Genomic DNA, 17244 nt, shown 5'->3' on the forward strand with positions numbered 1-17244 from the left:
TACATGGTGCCATCGGCGTTCGTGCGGCTGGCGGCGCTGCCGCTGACGGCGAACGGCAAGCTGGACCGCAAGGCGCTGGCTGCGCCGGACGATGAGGCGTATGCGCATCGCGCCTATGAGCCGCCGCAAGGCGAGATCGAGATCACGCTGGCACAGATCTGGGCCGAGCTTCTGGGTGTGGAGCGGGTCGGACGCCACGACGACTTCTTCGAACTGGGCGGGCACTCGCTGCTGGCGGTGCGGCTTCTCAGTCGAGCGCTCGATGCCGGGTTCAAGTTTACCGCCGCCGATCTCTTCCAAGCTCCTGTTCTGAAGGAACTTGCATTGAAGGTTCATTTGGAGCCACTGCCCAGTAGTCCGGGAGTGATTTGTGTTCGCGCAACCGGATCGCAGCCGCCGCTGTTCTTTGTTCCCACAGGCTTAGGAGATTGTTCCTATATCCTCAACTTGGTGGAGGAAATGGACGCGGACTGTCCAATCTATGGTCTACCGTGGCCTTCTTTCAGTGAAGTTTGTTCACCAACTCTTGAAGCGATAGCCTCGCACGTCATTCCGGCGATCAGGGAGATACGGTCCCGGGGTCCATATCGATTTGCTGGATACTCATCAGGCGGAATATTGGCTTACGCCATAGCCGAGCACTTACTGAGCCTCAATGAAACTGTCTCATTTATGGCGTTCATTGATGTTACCCTACCCGCAGAGCCAGCCGGCATGACGCCCACCCAGATGGTATGCGAAGTGGTGCTGGAAACTCTAGAACCCCTTGAGGACGAGCACTTTAAACTATTAAAGCGCTTTGCACGACACAGTTCAATCGCTCAACTACTTGAGAAGGCTCATCAAATAGGAGCTATACCTCCGGATCACAATGATGCTTTGATGTACGAGAGAATTGAGCAGTTTCAAAGGGCGCTGCAGCTATATCGGGCTCCGTCGCTGCCAATTGAGGTACATCAGTTTTACGCGACGGATTCTTCCCTAAGTTGTTGCGCACGACTAGACAAGAGCTCAATAGCTCCAGAGATAAGCTCGCCGATGCGAGGCTGGGACAGGGTTTTGAATGCAGCAGCCATTGATACCACACCGATTCCAGGCAATCACGCGACGATGATGAACACTCCAGAAAACCGCAAAGTCCTGGCACGCTCGTTATCAAGAGCCTTAAATAGCTCACCGACGTGACCTGAGGCCGCCGGCGAACTGGACCATTTTTGGTTAGAGTTTTTCGCGATTTCCCCGGCCGGGAGGAGCGAAGAACGATGAAGGCTCGAAGTTTTCGGGCGCCCAGAAGGCGTCACGTTCATTTGAAGCCCCACTGAAAGTCCTTGAAGCGGCGTGCGGGTTGATCGGTCTTCTCGGCCGTAGCCCGGGCCGCCGTCAGTTCGTCCGCGATCATGGCGAGCAGCCGCGTGTTGCGGGCGAACGCTACGCCGCCAATCGAGGAATAGCTCTCTCGACCAATCGCAAGAATCGGGTGTTGCGTGTCCCCGCAACCAACCTAAATTCCTAAATTGCGATACCGAATCGCAGATCAGCTGCCCTAATCGGGCGGCCTTTTTGCATCCGCAAGTTCTGATGGTTTCGCCCTCCCGCATCCACTCAAATTTGCGAAGGAAGCAAGTCCTGGTCAACGCCAGTCCGTGATTTTGACTTGCTCAGTAACATTCGAGGCGTAGTTGAATCGCGTACGAAAGCCGGCATCTTGCGGACCATAGCGCCGCCCCGCCCAAGACGATTGGCGCTTGCTGAGGAAGGCGCCTCTGTGCAAGACAATTCGTCTCAGAAGCGCATTAACGGGAACCGTTCTGTGACAGTCTCTCTTGATGGCGAAATTCGTGACGGCCGCCATCATTTGCAGGTCCGCGTTTATTTCGAAGATACCGACGCCGGCCAGATTGTTTATCACGCGAATTTTTTGCGCTTCATGGAACGCGGCAGAACGAATTACTTGCGCCTACTCGGAACCAATCAGCAAGCGCTGCTCAACGACGCGCAGACCGATGCGCCGGCTTTGCCTTCGTTGTCCGTTCGATGACAATCGATTTTCTAAGACCGGCGATCTTGGACGACCTGCTCGACGTCGTCACGGTCCCGCAAGAGGTGAGGGGCGCGTCGATCGGCTTGCTGCAGGAATGCCGGCGGGGAGACGATCTCCTAGTCACGGCGCGTGTATGGTGTGTTATTCAAGTTTGGGTGAGGGGTGAAAGATCGCGGTGTGACTGCCATTGAGCGAGACGATCCCGCCACGGCTTCAATTCGTCTCTAACTGGCTTGAGGCCACTACCGCACATAGTTTCTCCATTCGAAATCCGGCGAGCTCAGGCACAGCGAAGGCGTGTCAGGGCCACTTTCTCAACTCGATCTGGCGCGCCCATCTGTTCGAACTTACCGGCCACACATGCGCGGGGACAGACCGAGCTGTTCCCGAGATCATATGAAATTGGCCTATACCACGCAGGCATCGAACGAACAGGCACCCTTGGTCAGTATCCGAAAGCCAATAAAGCCGTCGCGACCAGAGCGAAGGAAAACCACTCGATCATAGCCATAACCATTCTCCTCCCGACTACCGAGGTCTGCCCTGGATCGTCACCTAAACTAGGTAGCCGTGCACACCGTCCCACAATAGCTTCAGCGCGGTGATCACCAGCAATCCGTAGCAGGCCCGGTAGATCTGCCGCTGGTCCAGCCTGCCGTGCAGCCGCCAACCGGCCCACACGCCAGCGGGAATGGCGAGCAGGCACGCCGCCATCACGATCCAGACGTTGTGGCCCGGCCTCACCAGCAACAGCCACGGCACCGCTTTGAGCGCATTGCCGACGGTGAAGAACATGCTGGTCGTTCCCGCATAGACGTCCTTTGAGAGCCCGAGCGGCAGCAGATACATTGCAAGCGGCGGTCCGCCGGAATGAGCGACCATGGTGGTGATGCCGGAGCCGAGGCCGGCCGCGACTGCCTTCGGCGTCGAACGCGGCCGGATCGTCACCTCGGAGCCGCGGAAAAACCAGAGCGCGACGAAGATCAGCGTGACCCCGGCCATCACGATCGCGACGGCCCGGTGATCAAGCACACGAAACAGCACATAGCCGAGCCCGATGCCGGCCACGAGCCCCGGCAACAGCAGCTTGAGGTCCGGCTTCGACCATGTCGAAGGCTTCCAGTAGTGCAGCGCGTATAAGTCCATCGCGATGAACAGTGGCGCGAGCAGGCCGCCGGCGGTCACCGGGTCCATCACCAGCGACAACAGTGGAATGCCGATAATGGCGAACCCGCCGCCGAACGCGCCTTTCATGAAGCAGATCAGGAAGACGCCGGCAAAGGCGATCAGGATCGTGGTGGCGGTCAGTTCCATAGCGTGTCTCTCTCTACCGATGCTCGCAGCCCGCCGCTGGTTGCGCTTCCACGGCAGGGGCGCTCAAGTGTTGATCGCATTGGTCGTCCGGCCGCGCAGCCCGAACTGGCCAACCGGGAAATTCTCATCGAAGCTCTCGCCGAGGTCGATGTGCGCCGGGTCGGTTGCGTTGAACCGGCTCCTCATGCGCAGCGGATTCATGTCGCGCGCCGCCGTCGCCTCGCGCCGATATTGGCCGGGTGCCATGCCGGCCGACTGCTTGAATGCGCGAGTAAAATTTGCCTGGCTCGAGAATCGGAGGGTCAGCGCGATTTCGACCAAAGGCGCTCTGCCTTCGATTAACAAGGCTTTCGCGCGCTCGAGACGCCTCGCAATGACATGACGAAGAGGCGATTGCCCGACGGCTTGCTTGAAGGCTCGCGCGAAGTGGAACCGGCTGAGGCAGGCGATCGAAGCCATGCTGTCAAGGGTGAGGTCGCCTTCCAGATGGCGATCGATGTGGTCGAGTACGCGAAAGAGCCGGCGTCGATCGAGCCTTCCCTTTGCCGACGGGCCGATAGATTGGGTGGCTGGCGCTATGGTTCCGGGTTGAAGCAGCCGGGCGGCAAGGGCAACCGATTGTCTGTTTTCAATGTCCAAGACGGCCTCCTGCCAGTTCTCGCGGGATTGCACTTCGCGAAAATAGGCGGCCGAACGACGCGCGCGGTATCCGTCAAATGACCAGTCCGGTGACCGATGGGATCAAAGTGCCGAATTGCCGGCTGTGGAGAGGACGGCGGACAGGCCCGACCGGGAGGTGATTCCGATCTTCGAAAAGACGCGCTGCAGGTGGTAGCCGACGGTCCGGTGAGACAAATAGAGTCTCGCCCCGATGACCTTGTTCGAATGACCCTGGGCCGCGAGCTGGGCGATGTGCAGCTCCTGCGGGGTCAGGTTCTCCCAAACCTGCGCGGTCCGGCGGAGGCTTGCCTCGCCCGCCGCTCGCAATTCTTCTCGCGCGCGATCACTCCAGGGCGAAGCGCCAAGTGCGTCAAAAATATCCCGCGCCTGGCGCAGCGGGGCCCGCGCATCGGAGGAGCGACGCTGTCGGCGCAGCCAAACGCCATAAGCGAGCAAGAGACGCCCTCGCAGGAAGGGCCAATTCTTCGCTGCTGGCCCAAGACCTTCTAGGAAGTATCGCTCCGCTGCTTCATTCGCCGCGACCAAGGCCTTGCCGTAGGACAACATCGTTTCGACCCACGGCACCGGTCCGGAGGCAGACACGCGTTCCATCTCATCGATCACGCTCCGCGCATCTTGCACTCGATCCGAATGAACAGCGGCCTCGACAAGGTCGGCCAGTGCAAAGAACTGCAGACCAGCGTTGAAGGCTGGATCGGCAGGCACAAACAAGCGCTGCAGATGCTCGAATGCTTCTGAATGCCGGCCGGCGCTGATTGCCGCTATGCCCCGGGCCATTTGCAGCATCGCAAGCAAGAAGCTTGCGCCACTGGACAAAACGAGGCGTTCCGCCTGAGCCGCATATTCTTCGGACCGCTCCAGACTGCCTTGCATGCCGGCAACCTTTGCTTTCACGATGGTGGCGGCTGCCTTCCACACGGTAGATCCTGTCTCTTCTGCGAAACGAATCGCTTCCTCGGCTTCTCTCATCGCGCCGATCCAGTCGCCCACTTCCATTTCGGCCCATGCTTGGGCGAAAAGCGCACGCGCCAAATTGCCGATCCGAGCCTGCTTTCGCAGCTCCGCAGTGGATTCAGCCAGAAAGCTCACCCCAAGATCGAATGCGCCGATGACGTTCGCAGTGCTTCCCAGGATGCGCGCGACATGGGGATCGTTACCCCTCCTTTCGGACAGCGCCTTCAGCTTTGCGTACAGCTCGCCACCCCGACGAAGCGGCTCGGCATAGGCGCATATCGCGATACCGCGCGGGTCGAGGTCCAGCAGCTTCAGTCGCCTTGCGCCGGCGAGAACGTTTGAGCACGTGTCGCTGCTCGCGTTGCTCCACCAGCAGCGTTGTGCCGCTCTCCAGAGAAGATTGCTTGCCAGGTCCTTCGCGCCGCTCGCATGTGCCTGGTCGGAAAATTTGACCAACGCAGAGATCTTGCCGGGATCGTTGACCGTCAGGGGTTGGCTCATTTCGCGACACCATCCGACTCGCGCTGTACCCAGCTCGTCCGATGGATCCACCGCGGCCTCTCGCAACAGATGTTCAAGCAACTTCGGCCGCCCGAGGTCCGTTACAATTTCGGCAGCCTGCAAAAATCGCTCTCTCCTGGCCTCTGCCGTCTTGCTTAGTTTTGCTGCATTTTGCAGGACTTCGACGACCACGGTGAGGGCACCTCTGCGCTGCGCTCGACGTGCCATGAGATCCAGTTCGGCGGCCAATTCATCGTCAGGCCCCAATGCCGCCGCCGCACGATGCCAAAGCTTGCGATCTTGATCCTCGATGACCCCGGCGAGTGCAGCGTGAACCTTTTGACGCACTGCCAAGTCGGCGGCTTGGTGGATCGCGGATCGCACGAGAGGGTGTCGAAACCGCACTTCCGCTGCGTCGAGATCGATGAGCTTTGCCGAGACGGCGGGCTCAAGCGCTGCAACATCAATGTTCCGGGCGAGCAGCACTTCGCCGGCACGTATGATTTCGTAGAGAGAGCTTCCGTCGTTTTCAGCTGCCGTATACAGCAGCATTCGCGTGACCTCGGGAAGGTCAGATAGGCGGCTCGAGAACGCGTGTTCTAGCCGCTCCGTTAATGGGGCCCATGCTGCCTCACGATCATCTTCCGATCGCAAGCTGCGCGGCAGCTCCACCAAGGCCAAGGGATTGCCGACAGCTTCCCGCAAAAATCGGCTGCGTAGATTCTTGGAAAGGCCGGGCGCCTGGATATCGAGCAACCGGGTCGCATCGGCCTCACCGAGAGCCGGAATGACGTGCCGCAAGGTATCGGCATCACCGAATGGAAGTTCGAAACCCTCGCGTAAAGCCAGCAGCAGAACGATGGGATCCGAACTCAACCGGCGGGAAACAAAAGACAAGACCTGGCGCGTCGTTTCATCCAGCCATTGGGCATCGTCAACCACCAGCAGGATTGGCTCGTGACTTGCGCCTTCAGTCAGAAGTGTCAGCGTTGCAAGCGCAACCAGCCAAACATCCGGCGCTTCGGTGGATGCGCTGCCCATGCCAAATGCATTGAGCAAGGCAGACCGTTGATGAGCAGGTAAAGATTTTGCCTGCTTCATGAGTGGATGCAGCGCCTGTTGAAGCCCAGCGAAAGCCAAATGGGCTTCGGCGAGAACGCCTGTCATGCCGAGTACGACGCCGCCGCGCTCCCGCGCTCGATTTTTGGCCTCCTCGAGCAACGCTGATTTGCCAATTCCAGGCGCTCCGCTGATAAAGAGAGTAGCCCCACCTTGATCGATCCGGTCGAGAAGCTGATCGATGAGAGCGATTTCTGCTTCTCGCCCCAGCAAAAATGGCGGGCTGGATCGCGGGATATGATCGCGCTGCTTCTGCAGTGGTAACGCGGTGTTTTTCGGCCGTTTCGCCATCTTGGGTTCGCGCTCTACTGGAGATAATTCCAGTCCAGTCCCGGGGCTCACTCTATCATGCACCAACGAAGAGGGCATACCGCATCCGGCTCCGTTGCTGCACGCAAGGGTTGGTAACTTACCGAAACATGTTTTCCCGGGAGCCTTGAAACTCCCCAAGGGGCTCAGGCGTGTCGTCGTCCCAGATATTCTGGGTTGACTGCTGTTTTAGTTGTGACATGTGCAGCGCTAACCCTTTGACTCCACTGTCTTTGCTCAAGGTCCAGGTTTCGATGGATCGGACTGTGGCGCGATCGGGACAGGCGGCATTTATCGACACGAACGTCGATCCGCTGGGACCGCAGATGTGCGGCACGGCGTAGCTAGGTGCGCGGTCGTTGAGGCTGGATTTCGGATGATCGGGAAGCCTCATCGCCCGTGCTCGACCGCTTCATCGTCTCATCCCTTCAACGCGCTCCATGGGTTCGGAGCGCGTCGACAATGTGGGCCGCAAAAACACCTGCGCTCACTAGGGCCAGAAATACTATCAGGATATTCATAAAGCCCATCCTCGCGTTCGAGGAGACCGGCTTCTTGAGACGAAGCGCCAGACACCTACCTGGTCGAGGACAAACACCGGCACCGCCCGCGTGAATGCCTTGTGTCTTGCTGTAGGGTGATGTCGCAGTGCCGTTGACATGCCAATGGCCATTCTTGAGTAGGGCGCGTCAGGTCGAATTTATTGAAGCGCCGCCCTGCAACGTGAGAGACCGGCAGTGCCATCGGCATAGCACCCGACATGCCGTGAAGCGGCAAGTCGGCTGCCAGCTTTCCCGGTGTCGCCGCGCGGAGACGATCCAAGGACTTCGACGGTCGCCGTGGCTCCAGCGACGAGCTCGTTGCGCTCATCGGCGCGGTCGAGCGCGATCCGGACAGGGACGCGCTGGGCCAGACGCACCCAGTTGAAGGTCGGATTGACATTGGCAAGAAGGGAAGAGCCATTGCTGCGATCGCGGTCTTCGATACCCGCTGCAACGCTCTCCACTTTGCCCTGTAACACATGGCTGCTTCCCATCAGCTGCACTTTGACGGGATCACCCACGCGGATGCGCTGCAGCTTGGTCTCCTCGAAATAGCCCTGAACGTGCAACGTGTCAGTATCGAGCAGTGCCATCACACCCTTTCCAGGGGTCAGGTAGGCGCCCGGCCGCAGCTCGTTGTTGGTGACAATGCCGCTGACGGAGGCGCGCACCTCGCTGCGCTCGAGATTGAGGTTCGCGAGATTGCGGTCCGCGACCGCCTGATTGTAGTTTGCCTTTGCCGTGGCTTGCGTGGCGACGACCTGATCCATCCTCTGCCTGGAAACAACGACGTCGGTCGTCAGAGCGCTGTAGCGCTTCAGGTCGGCATTTGCGTTGTCGAGCGTGGCACGTCTGGCATCCAGCACCGCCTCGGCCTGTTCCAGCGCGATGGCGTAGCGTGCCCGATCGATCCGGAACAGCACGTCGCCTCGCTGGACCTGCTGGTTATCCTTCACCAGTACTTCGCTGACGAAACCGGAGACATCGGGGGCCACGGGCACCACGTCGGCCCTCACATGGCCATCGCGGGTCCAGGGCGCATCAAAATAGTAATCCCACAGCTTGTAACCTGCCCAAAGCGCGAGCAGCAGCATGAGACCGGTTGGTGCGAAGCGGCGCAACGAATTTCGAACGTCCTTCATGACACAAACTCCTTGGAGACGAGGAGGGGCGCGACACCATCGCGGGCTTCGCTCTCCCGGCGTTGCCTGGCGGCTTCGAAGCCGTGCATGCCGGTCTGCCATTGCAGGCCGACGATTGTCCCCTTTACTGGCTGCAACAAAGAGAATGCCGCGAGCCCGGTAACGGGTAGCCAGATCAGCAACTGGAGCCAGGCGGGAGGTGAATAGGCCATCTCGACGGCAAGAAGCGCCGGCACGACAAGGTGACCAACGATAGCGATCACAAGATAGGCCGGAAGATCGTCCGCGCGCTGCGGCGTGTAGTCCTCGCCGCAAGCCTCGCAGTTTTGCACCACCTTGAGAAAGCGGCCGAACAGATGGCCTTGACCGCAGTTCGGGCACTTCATCTTGAACCCGCGCCATAGGGCTTTCGGCAGCGAAGCAGAGGCTTTCATGAGAAGAACTCCGTGCAAGCGAAGACGAGGCCGGTGACAAGGCAGACGTAGATCGCGAAATCGAACAACGCGGGATGCCAGAGATGGCGATAGAGGCCGATTCGCCCGACCAGCTTGCTCACGCTGCGGGCGAGGACATAGGCAACCACGCTCCAAAGCAGGAGGCTCGGGACGATCACGCCGAACAGGTCAAGCTCGTATTTCATGCGGCAACTATCCCGGGTTCGATTTTCTGCGGTTGATAGACCGGCGGTTGCGGGAACAGCCCGGAACGAACGCCCGAGAGACCCAACAGCACCTCGTCGCGGGCCTCGCCCGGCGATTCTTGCAATGTGAATGCGATTGCGTTGTCGAGTTGTTCGGCCATCTCGTCGGGAAGCGGGCCAGCCATCGAGGTCCTGCAAATCGAGGCAACACGAGCGAAGAATGCTTCGATTATCGCCCTTGTGCGGCGTGACAAGCCCGGGCTCGCCCGCCTGATCTCGAGAACGTTCAGCGCTGTTCGAAGCTGGCGAAGATTGGCAGCGTCGCGCCTGGCGTCGGCAGGAACCACCGCCGCTCGCGCGGCAAGCATAGCCAGGCGATGCTGCATAAGGCTGGCAAGCGCAAAGGGATCCTGGTCTGACTTGCGTTCAGCGACGGTGGCAAGTGTTGTCCAATTGCTTCGAAGCAACCGGCTTGCGATCCAGTCGGCTCCCAGCAGGCGAACGATGCCGCAGGTGACGCCGGTCAGGGCGACACCCAGCATCAGCGCCACGCTGGAGTTGGCATAGGACAAGAAGTCGGCCGAATAGGTGTCCGTCAACGCCAATTGCACGGAGATGAAGATGGCAAGTATTGAGCCGACGCGCGCGGTCGCAGGCCGCGCAGTCATCCAGCCGAATAGCAGGAAAGTCGGCATGAGGGCGACAATGAGCATCTCAAGGGTCGTGATCCGCGGCAACACTGCAAACAGGTAGATCCCATGTATGGCGATGACGACGAGGAATAGTCCGTAGAAGTTGCGAAACGTCGGAAGCGGATCGTCTACGCCGGCGAGGAAACTGCCGACGACGGCGGCGAAAAGCGGAGCTGCAACGCCGTCGGACCAGCCGGTCGCGATCGAAAAACAGCTGCAGCCCAGCACCGCAAGGGCCACAGAGCCGGCCGTCAAGAACGCGGACAAGTAGTCCCGGTGCGGGACGGCCTTAGCCGACGGGCCAGCAGAGAAAACGAGTGGAAGCGAACCGGGATTGCGATCGTCGGCGATCGCCTCGCGCAGAAGTTGGCAGTCCCGCATGACATCGACCAGATTGCGCAGGCGCATCGCAAGGCCACTGATTGCAATGTCGGTCCAATTGGCGTCGACGTTCAGTGCCGGCCGGATTTCCTCGAGCGCTGCGCGCAACGCGTTGGCCTCTTTCTCATCGCGGCCGCCGCCTCCGAGCCATTCCGCTATTCTTGCGCTGATCGCAGGAACATGCGCTGAGGCCAGTTCGCTAGAATTGAGTACGAGCTGGCGATCCTCTATCGATCCCAATAGCGGAAGCAGGGACAGCATATGGTTGCTCAGGCGCTGCAAGCCTCGCAACACATTCGCGGAGGCGGCTGGCTCGTAGGCAAGGTGGCGACCAAGTTGGTCGATTTCGGAAGCTGCTGCAGCAAGACGTAAGCGTTCGTCGTCACGTGCCTTGTCGTTGCCCTTACCGGTGAGGATGTCGATCGCGAGCTTACGTGCACCGACGAGCCATGCGTCGGCCTGGGCGGTGACAGCAGAAGTCACGCTTCGAGGCAGTACCAGCATCGCAAAGACGCTCGCGCAAACGATTCCAAGCGTGATCTCCTGCACGCGCGAGACGACGATGTCGAAAGTTGCCTGCGGTATGGTGACGATCGGAAACCCGAGCAGCGCCACGGTGTAGCCGGCGAGCATGAATACATAGCTGCGCGGGGTGCCGTCGATCAGCGAGAGGTACAGGCAAATGCCGACCCACAGCGCGATGCCGAGGCTGAGCAACTCTGGCGAATTGACGAGGTTGGGGACCAGCGCGATTGTCCCTGCCGCCCCAATCAGTGTTCCCAGGATGCGATAAACAGCCTTTGAGGTCGTCGCTCCCGTCAACAGGTTGGAAGTAATGTAGACCGACGCCATGGCCCAATAGGGACGCGGCATGTCCAGCAGCAGGGCAATTGAGAACGCCAGCATCGCCGCCGCGAAGGTCCGCAGCGCGAAGATGAGAGCGGCATGTCGGTCCCGAAATGAAGGAGCTTGGGTCATGGCGCGGTCGATGGTTTCAGCAGTGAGCGACACATGGCTTCGCGTCGGTTTGCGAAGCAGTTGCAAAGACATTCGCGCTGCATTCTCGCGACCCCGTCCTGCAGTTGACGGAGTCGGTCGACGTCCGCGCGGCACCGATGCCACCGTCCGGCTTCATGACGGTGACGAAAATCATGAAGCATAGGACTTTGCCGGCGAGCACAGCGAGACAAAATGCGTCTCTCATGCGGAGCTCCTGATCAGTCGAATGCGGCTGTGCTAGTCATATGAGTTCCGAGCGGCCGCGGCTTCGCTCGGATTGCGGATGCTTTGTCATTTGTTGCTGTCGGCGCGACCTTAGCCTCGTCCATCGCCGCGAACGCATCGCGTGCACTGCGCTGCTTGATCTGGGCGAGGTCTTGGTTCGAAATAGTGTCTAGCTTCGACTCGAGCGCAGTCGAGAGCGACATCCCGGCATGCGCGGTATCGAACACGATCCTCTCCGGCCATTTGTGGTCCGAGCGGATGCGCAGATGAACCCTCTCACTGAGGGTAATCGCCGAATGAAAATCAGCAGCGGAACCTGGGATCCACCAGTCGGCGAGAAACAGGGCCATGAACAGGGTGCTTCCGACCCAGAGGAAGTATTGGCGTAGAGGCATGACAAGCAGATCCTCGGCGACTGAGCGAAGGCGCTGGCGCACGGCGGCTCGTTGCCCTCTAAGACGCGAAGGTAGTGAAATGACAGTCCACCGGCTTTGCATCGCCTGCTCTGGTTTTGTCATTTGTTGCTGCTGACGCCGGCGAGGGCGCCGGCGCGCAGGTTCAGGCCAAAGCCCGAAGAGATCGGACAACGATGCTTCGACGTTCGCCTCCAATGCTCCGAGGGCGATGATCCCAACGGCGGGCCAGCACTCAGTCACTCCCCGGTTGCGGAATCATCCACACGGAAATCGTCTGCCAGAAGCCATCGCTCGCCTTGCGCTGATACGCGACGAAGTCGGCGTCATCACCGTGCTCAATTTCGTACCGGTAGGGTTCGATATGTCTTGTCATTGAACTCTCGTCAGTGTTTGAGGAAATGCCTTCCTCCAAGAAGATCGATTAGACGGCCGGCCTTAAACAGGGGCCTGCGTGGAAAGCGTCCTTCCGAGCAGCGGAAGATCGCTCGACACGGGCGACCCGGTTCCCTCGTTTGCGGATGCCGTCTTCCGAAATTTGGGGCGATGTGGCAAAATCGAAAGAGAGTCTTCCAAATTGTGGAAGGGAATCCGATGGATCGCCTGGAAGCAATGTCGACCTTTCTGACCGTGGTCGAGCAGGGCAGCTTGTCCGCGGCGGCGCGGCGATTGAAAACCCCGCTCACAACGGTCAGCCGCAACGTATCCGAGCTCGAGGCTCACCTGCGAACGAAGCTCTTCAACAGATCGAGCCGACAGCTGGTGCTCACGGATGCAGGCACTTCCTACGTCGCAGCCTGCAAGCGCATTCTCACTGATGTGACTGAAGCGGAGCGCATAGCGTCCGGTGAGTACACCACGCCGACGGGCGAGCTATCTGTGACGACGCCGTTGGGCCTCGGGCGCGTCGTCCTCATGCCGATCATCGCGAACTTCCTCAAAGCCTATCCGGATATCAAGGTCAGGATGATTCCGACCGATCAGAAGCTCAGTCTGGCTCAGGAGCAAATCGATGTCGCGGTGCGCATCGGCGAATTGCCGGATTCGAGCCTGGTCGCATTACGGCTCGGCAGGACGCGCCGCGTGGTGTGCGCCAGTCCTGCCTATCTGGCGGCACGCGGAACGCCGCGCACGCCGGAAGATCTGGTCAGCCATGATTGCATCAGTTATGCCGGCTTCTCGCTGCCCGATTCCTGGACATTCGTCAGGAACGAGGCGACCATAGTAGTGCCGGTGCAGACGCGGCTGATCGTCGGTAGCGTTGAAGCGGCTTGTGCGGCTGCTCGAGCCGGCATCGGAATTTCCATCGCCTTTATCTATCAAATCGAGGCTGCTCCGGGGGAAGGACCTTTGACAACCGTGCTGGATGAATTCCAGCCGCCGTCAATGCCGGTCAATCTCGTATATGCCGCGAACCGGTTTCTACCGATCAAGATCCGCGCTTTCCTTGACTTCGCTGCGCCTCGGCTGAAGAAAGTCTTCGCCGAGTAGGCCGGCATTGGCGGGGCGCTGCGTGCCGCGCTCTTGAAAGATGCGGCCCCTCTAAGCGCCAGGAAGTGGGCCGCATCTGTAGCAATCCCACCCCCCGGCTTTCTCCTGCTTGCTACTTCGGTGTCAGCACCCGGTCCCGGCTTTCCAAAATCTGGAAGGATGTCTTCCGATTTTCCCGCCTGTTGACCCGGCCCCGTCGCCCCATCTGCCAACCAGGACCCGCCGGAACACGGCGTCACAGATGGAGGCGAATATGGGTGAAGTTATCCAATTTATCCCGAAGGCCGAGCGTGAACGGCTCCGCCTGATACGAGAAGCCCGCGCGCACTACGACAGTGTTTTCCCGCCAGCCAACCCCGCCAGCAAGCAGCACGACAACGCACCAATCGTCCACTCGGTCAACGGAACCCGGATCCACCAGGGCGGCGAATTGCTGTGATGATCAGCAACCAGGCCTTGCTCGCTAGTCAACCCAACAGGAGAAATCGCTATGTCAATCCGCAGTATTCTTTTCGCCGCTGCATTCGGTCTCGCCTCCGTGGCGGTCGCCCATGCTGATGGCCTGCGCCCGATCGAGGGCAAGAGCATCGACCTCGGCGGGATATCGGGGATCGCCTACTACACGGTTGAGCGTGACGGTTTTCACGTCGTCGCCACGCTTGCGCAGGGTGAGGCAGGAACGCCGATCCGCGTCGTATCCGTCCTCGAACCTGGTCAGCGCGTGGTTCTCTCAACACCGCAACAAGCGGGAGCGATCGAGATCAGCCGGGAAGGCGACAACGTACTCGTTCGCAAGGCCAACGTAGCTGTGAACTGAGCCTCAACTCAACTTGAAACAGCCGTGATGCGGAATGGAGCTACACATGTCCACCATCCACCTTCATCGGACCACCACTGCGACTCCAGAGCAATACGTCGCTGGACTTACCGATTTCGGACCTGGGCGCTCGAAGCTCTTCGGCAACAGCGCCGACGCGTACCTCAAGGTGCATCTCCGCGGCGGCTCGCATGCTGACGTCACAGAAGGCTCCGGCGGGATTTGGGAGCGCCTGTATTACGACTGGTCCGATGACAGTCGTGTCCTCCTCACCACGATCGACTCCAACGTGTGGGGTGGCGCGTCGGGCCACACCTACACCTTCACCCGTCAGCCTGACGGCACGACTGACATTGATGTGGTGGCCGTACGCGACGGCAAGAACCTCTGGGGGCTGCTCGGTTTCGTGCTCGGAACGATTGGCAGGCGGGTCTTGGAAAAGGCGTTCGAAAACTCCGTCAAGGCCATCGAAGCCCGAAACAACAAGTCTGAACGTCTCGAGGCAGGTCCTTCCAGCCTCGCGGCCTGAGCGGGGCGGCAGTGGGCGAAACCGGCCGGGTCACTGTCATCAACGTCAGGACGGATGTCGCACTGGCCTTCAGCTTTTTCGACCAGCGAGTTTCGTGTCACTCGCGCATCCATGGGCTTCTAAAAACGCCGCAGGCATTGCTTGAAAAGAGTGCGCGTCAGAGCGCGAACACCACGGAGGTTCGCTATGAAGATATTCGTTGCCGGCGCCACCGGCGCCGTAGGCCTTCCGCTGGTGCGCGCGCTATGCACGCTTGGTCATCAGGTAACCGGCATGACACGCGCCGGTCTGGGCGCAGATCGCCTCCGCGAACTTGGCGCCTCGGCCTGCGCCGCCGATGTCTTCGATCCGAAGGCGGTGCGCGATGTGATCGCGGCGGCGGCGCCGGATGTGGTGATTGACCAGTTGACCTGGCTTCCCGCCAATCCCGCCGACATTATCAAGTCCATGCCCAACGATACCCGCCTTCATCGAGAGGGCGGGGGAAACCTGCTCGCTGCGGCTGAACAACTCGGCGTCAGGCGCTACATCCTGCAGTCGCGTGGCTTCTACCTCGATGCTTCCGAAGGGCGGCTCGCCGATGAGACTGCCAAACTTCGCTATCACGCGCCCGGCGAGATTGGCGAGAGCACGCGCGCCATCGGAGCCTATGAGGATCGTGTCCTGGCGTCGGCTGCCCTAGAGGGCGTGGTTTTGCGCTATGGCTTCTTCTACGGCCCCGGTACGTGGTACCGCCCGGACGGAGCCATCGCCGAGCAGGCGCGCAATCGCGAGTCGGCAATCATCGGCGAAGGCAACGCCGTCTGGTCCTTCGTCCACATCGACGACGCCGTCGCCGCAACCGTTGCCTCGGTGACGGCTGAACCGGGCATCTATAACGTCGTGGACGACGATCCGCTGTCCGTTTCCGAATGGCTGCCGGCCTTCGCTCAGTGGGTCGATGCGCCGCAGCCGTCGCGCGTGAGCGTGGAAGAGGCGCTGAAGACGGCTGGCGAGGAAGCGGTCTACTACCATACGAAGCTGACGGGTGCCTCCAACAGCCGGGCCAAGGCAAAGCTCGGGTTTGCACCACGACCGTTGCTCTGGAAAAAGCCGCCGCATTCCAATCAAACAAGCCGACGGTGATGCGGCGATCGGCCAAGAGCTTTGTTTCTGGTTGCTGTCCCCTTGTCATTGGTTGCTGACAGCGGGCGTTTTGAAAGCCTGCCGTCTTGCAAGACCAGTGATGTCGCGTATCTCGGCGGTTGCCCGGATTCCGGGGGCGAACAACGTGGGCCAATGCTTCAGGAGCGCGTCATGGACGTTCGACAACAGCAACCGGCAACTGCCGGCCGGAATGAGCCGTGGCCATACCTAGATTTTTGGGGGAAGCATGGCTGCGTCAACCTGCTGTCAACGTCGACGAATCGAGGCTGGTTCGGCCTGTCGGCCCAATTGTGCAGTGTCAGGAAAACGGTGGCCCCGTGGCGGACCCCGCAATCCGAGATCAGGATTTGCGTCGATGTCCGCGGCAACAAATCGTCCATCGCGCGGCGGGCCCCGGGAATCGAAAGCCGGATAGTCGTAAGGCGAGGCACAGTGTGGTTCTCTCCTCCCGGTTTGCAGGAAGGATTGGTTGATATCGCCGACGACATGAGCGGAGTGTTGCATATCTACCTTCCGCTTACCCACTTCTCTCCGAGCAATTTTGATATCAACGTCCGTGAGTCGGTAGTCGGCGGGTTGAGCTACGAAGATGCTTTCGACGATCCGTTGCTGGCCGAGATCGGATGTGCGATCGCGTCAGAGCTGCAGACTGAAACCTCCGCCGGCCGCCTTCTCATTGAAGGCCTTGCATCCAGCCTGGCGGCGAGGCTGGTTCAAAAATGCACCAGGGAATCGACTGGCCAGTCCATTGGCTCTCCCGCAAGAGGCGGACTCGATCGGCGCAGACTCCAGCGTGTGATGGACTACATTGAAGCGAACCTGGAAGGCGATCTCACCCTCGATCACATGGCATCGATTGCGTGCTTGAGCCGGTTTCACTTTGCCCGAGCCTTCAAGGAAGCCGTCGGAGAATCGCCTCATCGCCACGTCAGCGCCAAGCGCCTCAACCGTGCGAAAGCCTTGCTGATGCACGGTAATCGATCGTTAGTGGATATTGCGCTGTCGCTCAGCTTTGCCAGCCAGGCCAATTTCACACGCGCGTTCAGGCAAGCAACAGGTCACGCGCCTGGTCAGTTTCGCCAGTCATTTGGATCGCAACAACCGGAACCGTCATTGAGACGCGCTCTGTCTGCTCCGGCTTGAATCTGAAAGTCACACACCTCTGCCAACGCGTGTGAGCGCAATCGCTGGCAGATATCACGCAGAAAGACCAGCTTTTCATCAAACCAATGTTTTGAGCTTACACCTAGACCGCTCCGACATTCCATCAATCGTGAGAGTTAGGAGCGTGATTCGCGTCAAGCTGCG

16 protein-coding genes and 1 pseudogene are annotated in these 17244 nt (G+C 60.0%); 8 read left to right on the forward strand and 9 right to left on the reverse strand.

What is annotated here, in order from left to right:
• Both PMN64_RS25640 and PMN64_RS25645 read left to right on the forward strand, forming a co-directional pair.
• Positions 1-1185, forward strand: a 1185-nt coding sequence (locus PMN64_RS25640; RefSeq protein ID WP_411782629.1) for a thioesterase domain-containing protein, incomplete at its 5' end; no start/stop codon positions are given.
• Positions 1186-1810: 625 nt separating this feature from the next.
• A pseudogene (locus tag PMN64_RS25645) lies at positions 1811-2232 on the forward strand (YbgC/FadM family acyl-CoA thioesterase).
• A gap of 364 nt (positions 2233-2596) precedes the next feature.
• On the opposite strand, the gene PMN64_RS25650 reads toward PMN64_RS25645, so the two are convergent.
• The 9 genes from PMN64_RS25650 to PMN64_RS25690 all read right to left on the reverse strand — a co-directional run bounded on the left by PMN64_RS25650 (position 2597) and on the right by PMN64_RS25690 (position 12329).
• Positions 2597-3355 carry a sulfite exporter TauE/SafE family protein gene (locus PMN64_RS25650; RefSeq protein WP_411782630.1) on the reverse strand — a complete coding sequence of 253 codons (759 nt, stop codon included), beginning with the start codon at positions 3353-3355 and terminating at the stop codon, positions 2597-2599.
• Between the two features lie 63 nt (positions 3356-3418).
• On the reverse strand, positions 3419-3994 hold the full coding sequence (locus tag PMN64_RS25655; RefSeq protein WP_411782631.1) for a helix-turn-helix domain-containing protein: 576 nt from the start codon (positions 3992-3994) through the stop codon (positions 3419-3421).
• A 102-nt stretch (positions 3995-4096) separates the two neighbouring features.
• On the reverse strand, positions 4097-6901 hold the full coding sequence (locus PMN64_RS25660) for an ATP-binding protein (protein ID WP_411782632.1): 2805 nt from the start codon (positions 6899-6901) through the stop codon (positions 4097-4099).
• 718 nt (positions 6902-7619) lie between these two features.
• Entirely contained in the window at positions 7620-8603 is a 984-nt protein-coding gene (locus PMN64_RS25665) for an efflux RND transporter periplasmic adaptor subunit (RefSeq protein WP_411782633.1), read from the reverse strand.
• On the reverse strand, positions 8600-9037 hold the full coding sequence (locus PMN64_RS25670) for a DUF983 domain-containing protein (RefSeq protein WP_411782634.1): 438 nt from the start codon (positions 9035-9037) through the stop codon (positions 8600-8602). The genes PMN64_RS25665 and PMN64_RS25670 overlap by 4 nt, the downstream gene beginning before the upstream one ends.
• On the reverse strand, positions 9034-9243 hold the full coding sequence (locus PMN64_RS25675; protein WP_411782635.1) for a DUF1656 domain-containing protein: 210 nt from the start codon (positions 9241-9243) through the stop codon (positions 9034-9036). The genes PMN64_RS25670 and PMN64_RS25675 overlap by 4 nt, the downstream gene beginning before the upstream one ends.
• The gene (locus PMN64_RS25680) at positions 9240-11366 is read right to left on the reverse strand and encodes an FUSC family protein (protein WP_411782636.1); all 2127 of its coding nucleotides are present in this window, start codon (positions 11364-11366) and stop codon (positions 9240-9242) included. Before PMN64_RS25680 ends, PMN64_RS25675 begins: the two co-directional genes overlap by 4 nt.
• Before the next feature lie 167 nt (positions 11367-11533).
• Entirely contained in the window at positions 11534-12058 is a 525-nt protein-coding gene (locus tag PMN64_RS25685; RefSeq protein ID WP_411782637.1) for a hypothetical protein, read from the reverse strand.
• 130 nt (positions 12059-12188) lie between these two features.
• On the reverse strand, positions 12189-12329 hold the full coding sequence (locus PMN64_RS25690) for a hypothetical protein (protein ID WP_411782638.1): 141 nt from the start codon (positions 12327-12329) through the stop codon (positions 12189-12191).
• 218 nt (positions 12330-12547) lie between these two features.
• Between PMN64_RS25690 and PMN64_RS25695 the strand changes: the two genes are divergently transcribed.
• The 6 genes from PMN64_RS25695 (at position 12548) to PMN64_RS25720 (ending at position 17079) form a co-directional block, all read left to right on the forward strand.
• A complete protein-coding gene (locus tag PMN64_RS25695) occupies positions 12548-13444 on the forward strand; it encodes a LysR family transcriptional regulator (protein WP_411782639.1) in 897 nt (298 codons plus the stop codon).
• 253 nt (positions 13445-13697) lie between these two features.
• Positions 13698-13883, forward strand: coding sequence for a hypothetical protein (locus tag PMN64_RS25700; RefSeq protein ID WP_411782640.1), 186 nt, complete (start codon positions 13698-13700; stop codon positions 13881-13883).
• 51 nt (positions 13884-13934) lie between these two features.
• Entirely contained in the window at positions 13935-14261 is a 327-nt protein-coding gene (locus tag PMN64_RS25705) for a hypothetical protein (RefSeq protein WP_411782641.1), read from the forward strand.
• 46 nt (positions 14262-14307) lie between these two features.
• On the forward strand, positions 14308-14790 hold the full coding sequence (locus tag PMN64_RS25710; RefSeq protein WP_411782642.1) for a hypothetical protein: 483 nt from the start codon (positions 14308-14310) through the stop codon (positions 14788-14790).
• Positions 14791-14976: 186 nt separating this feature from the next.
• A complete protein-coding gene (locus PMN64_RS25715) occupies positions 14977-15915 on the forward strand; it encodes an NAD-dependent epimerase/dehydratase family protein (protein ID WP_411782643.1) in 939 nt (312 codons plus the stop codon).
• 171 nt (positions 15916-16086) lie between these two features.
• Positions 16087-17079 carry a helix-turn-helix domain-containing protein gene (locus tag PMN64_RS25720; RefSeq protein WP_411782644.1) on the forward strand — a complete coding sequence of 331 codons (993 nt, stop codon included), beginning with the start codon at positions 16087-16089 and terminating at the stop codon, positions 17077-17079.
• Positions 17080-17244: the final 165 nt, after the last annotated feature.

It is taken from the genome of Bradyrhizobium sp. UFLA01-814, assembly GCF_046718885.1.
Taxonomy (GTDB): domain Bacteria; phylum Pseudomonadota; class Alphaproteobacteria; order Rhizobiales; family Xanthobacteraceae; genus Bradyrhizobium; species Bradyrhizobium elkanii.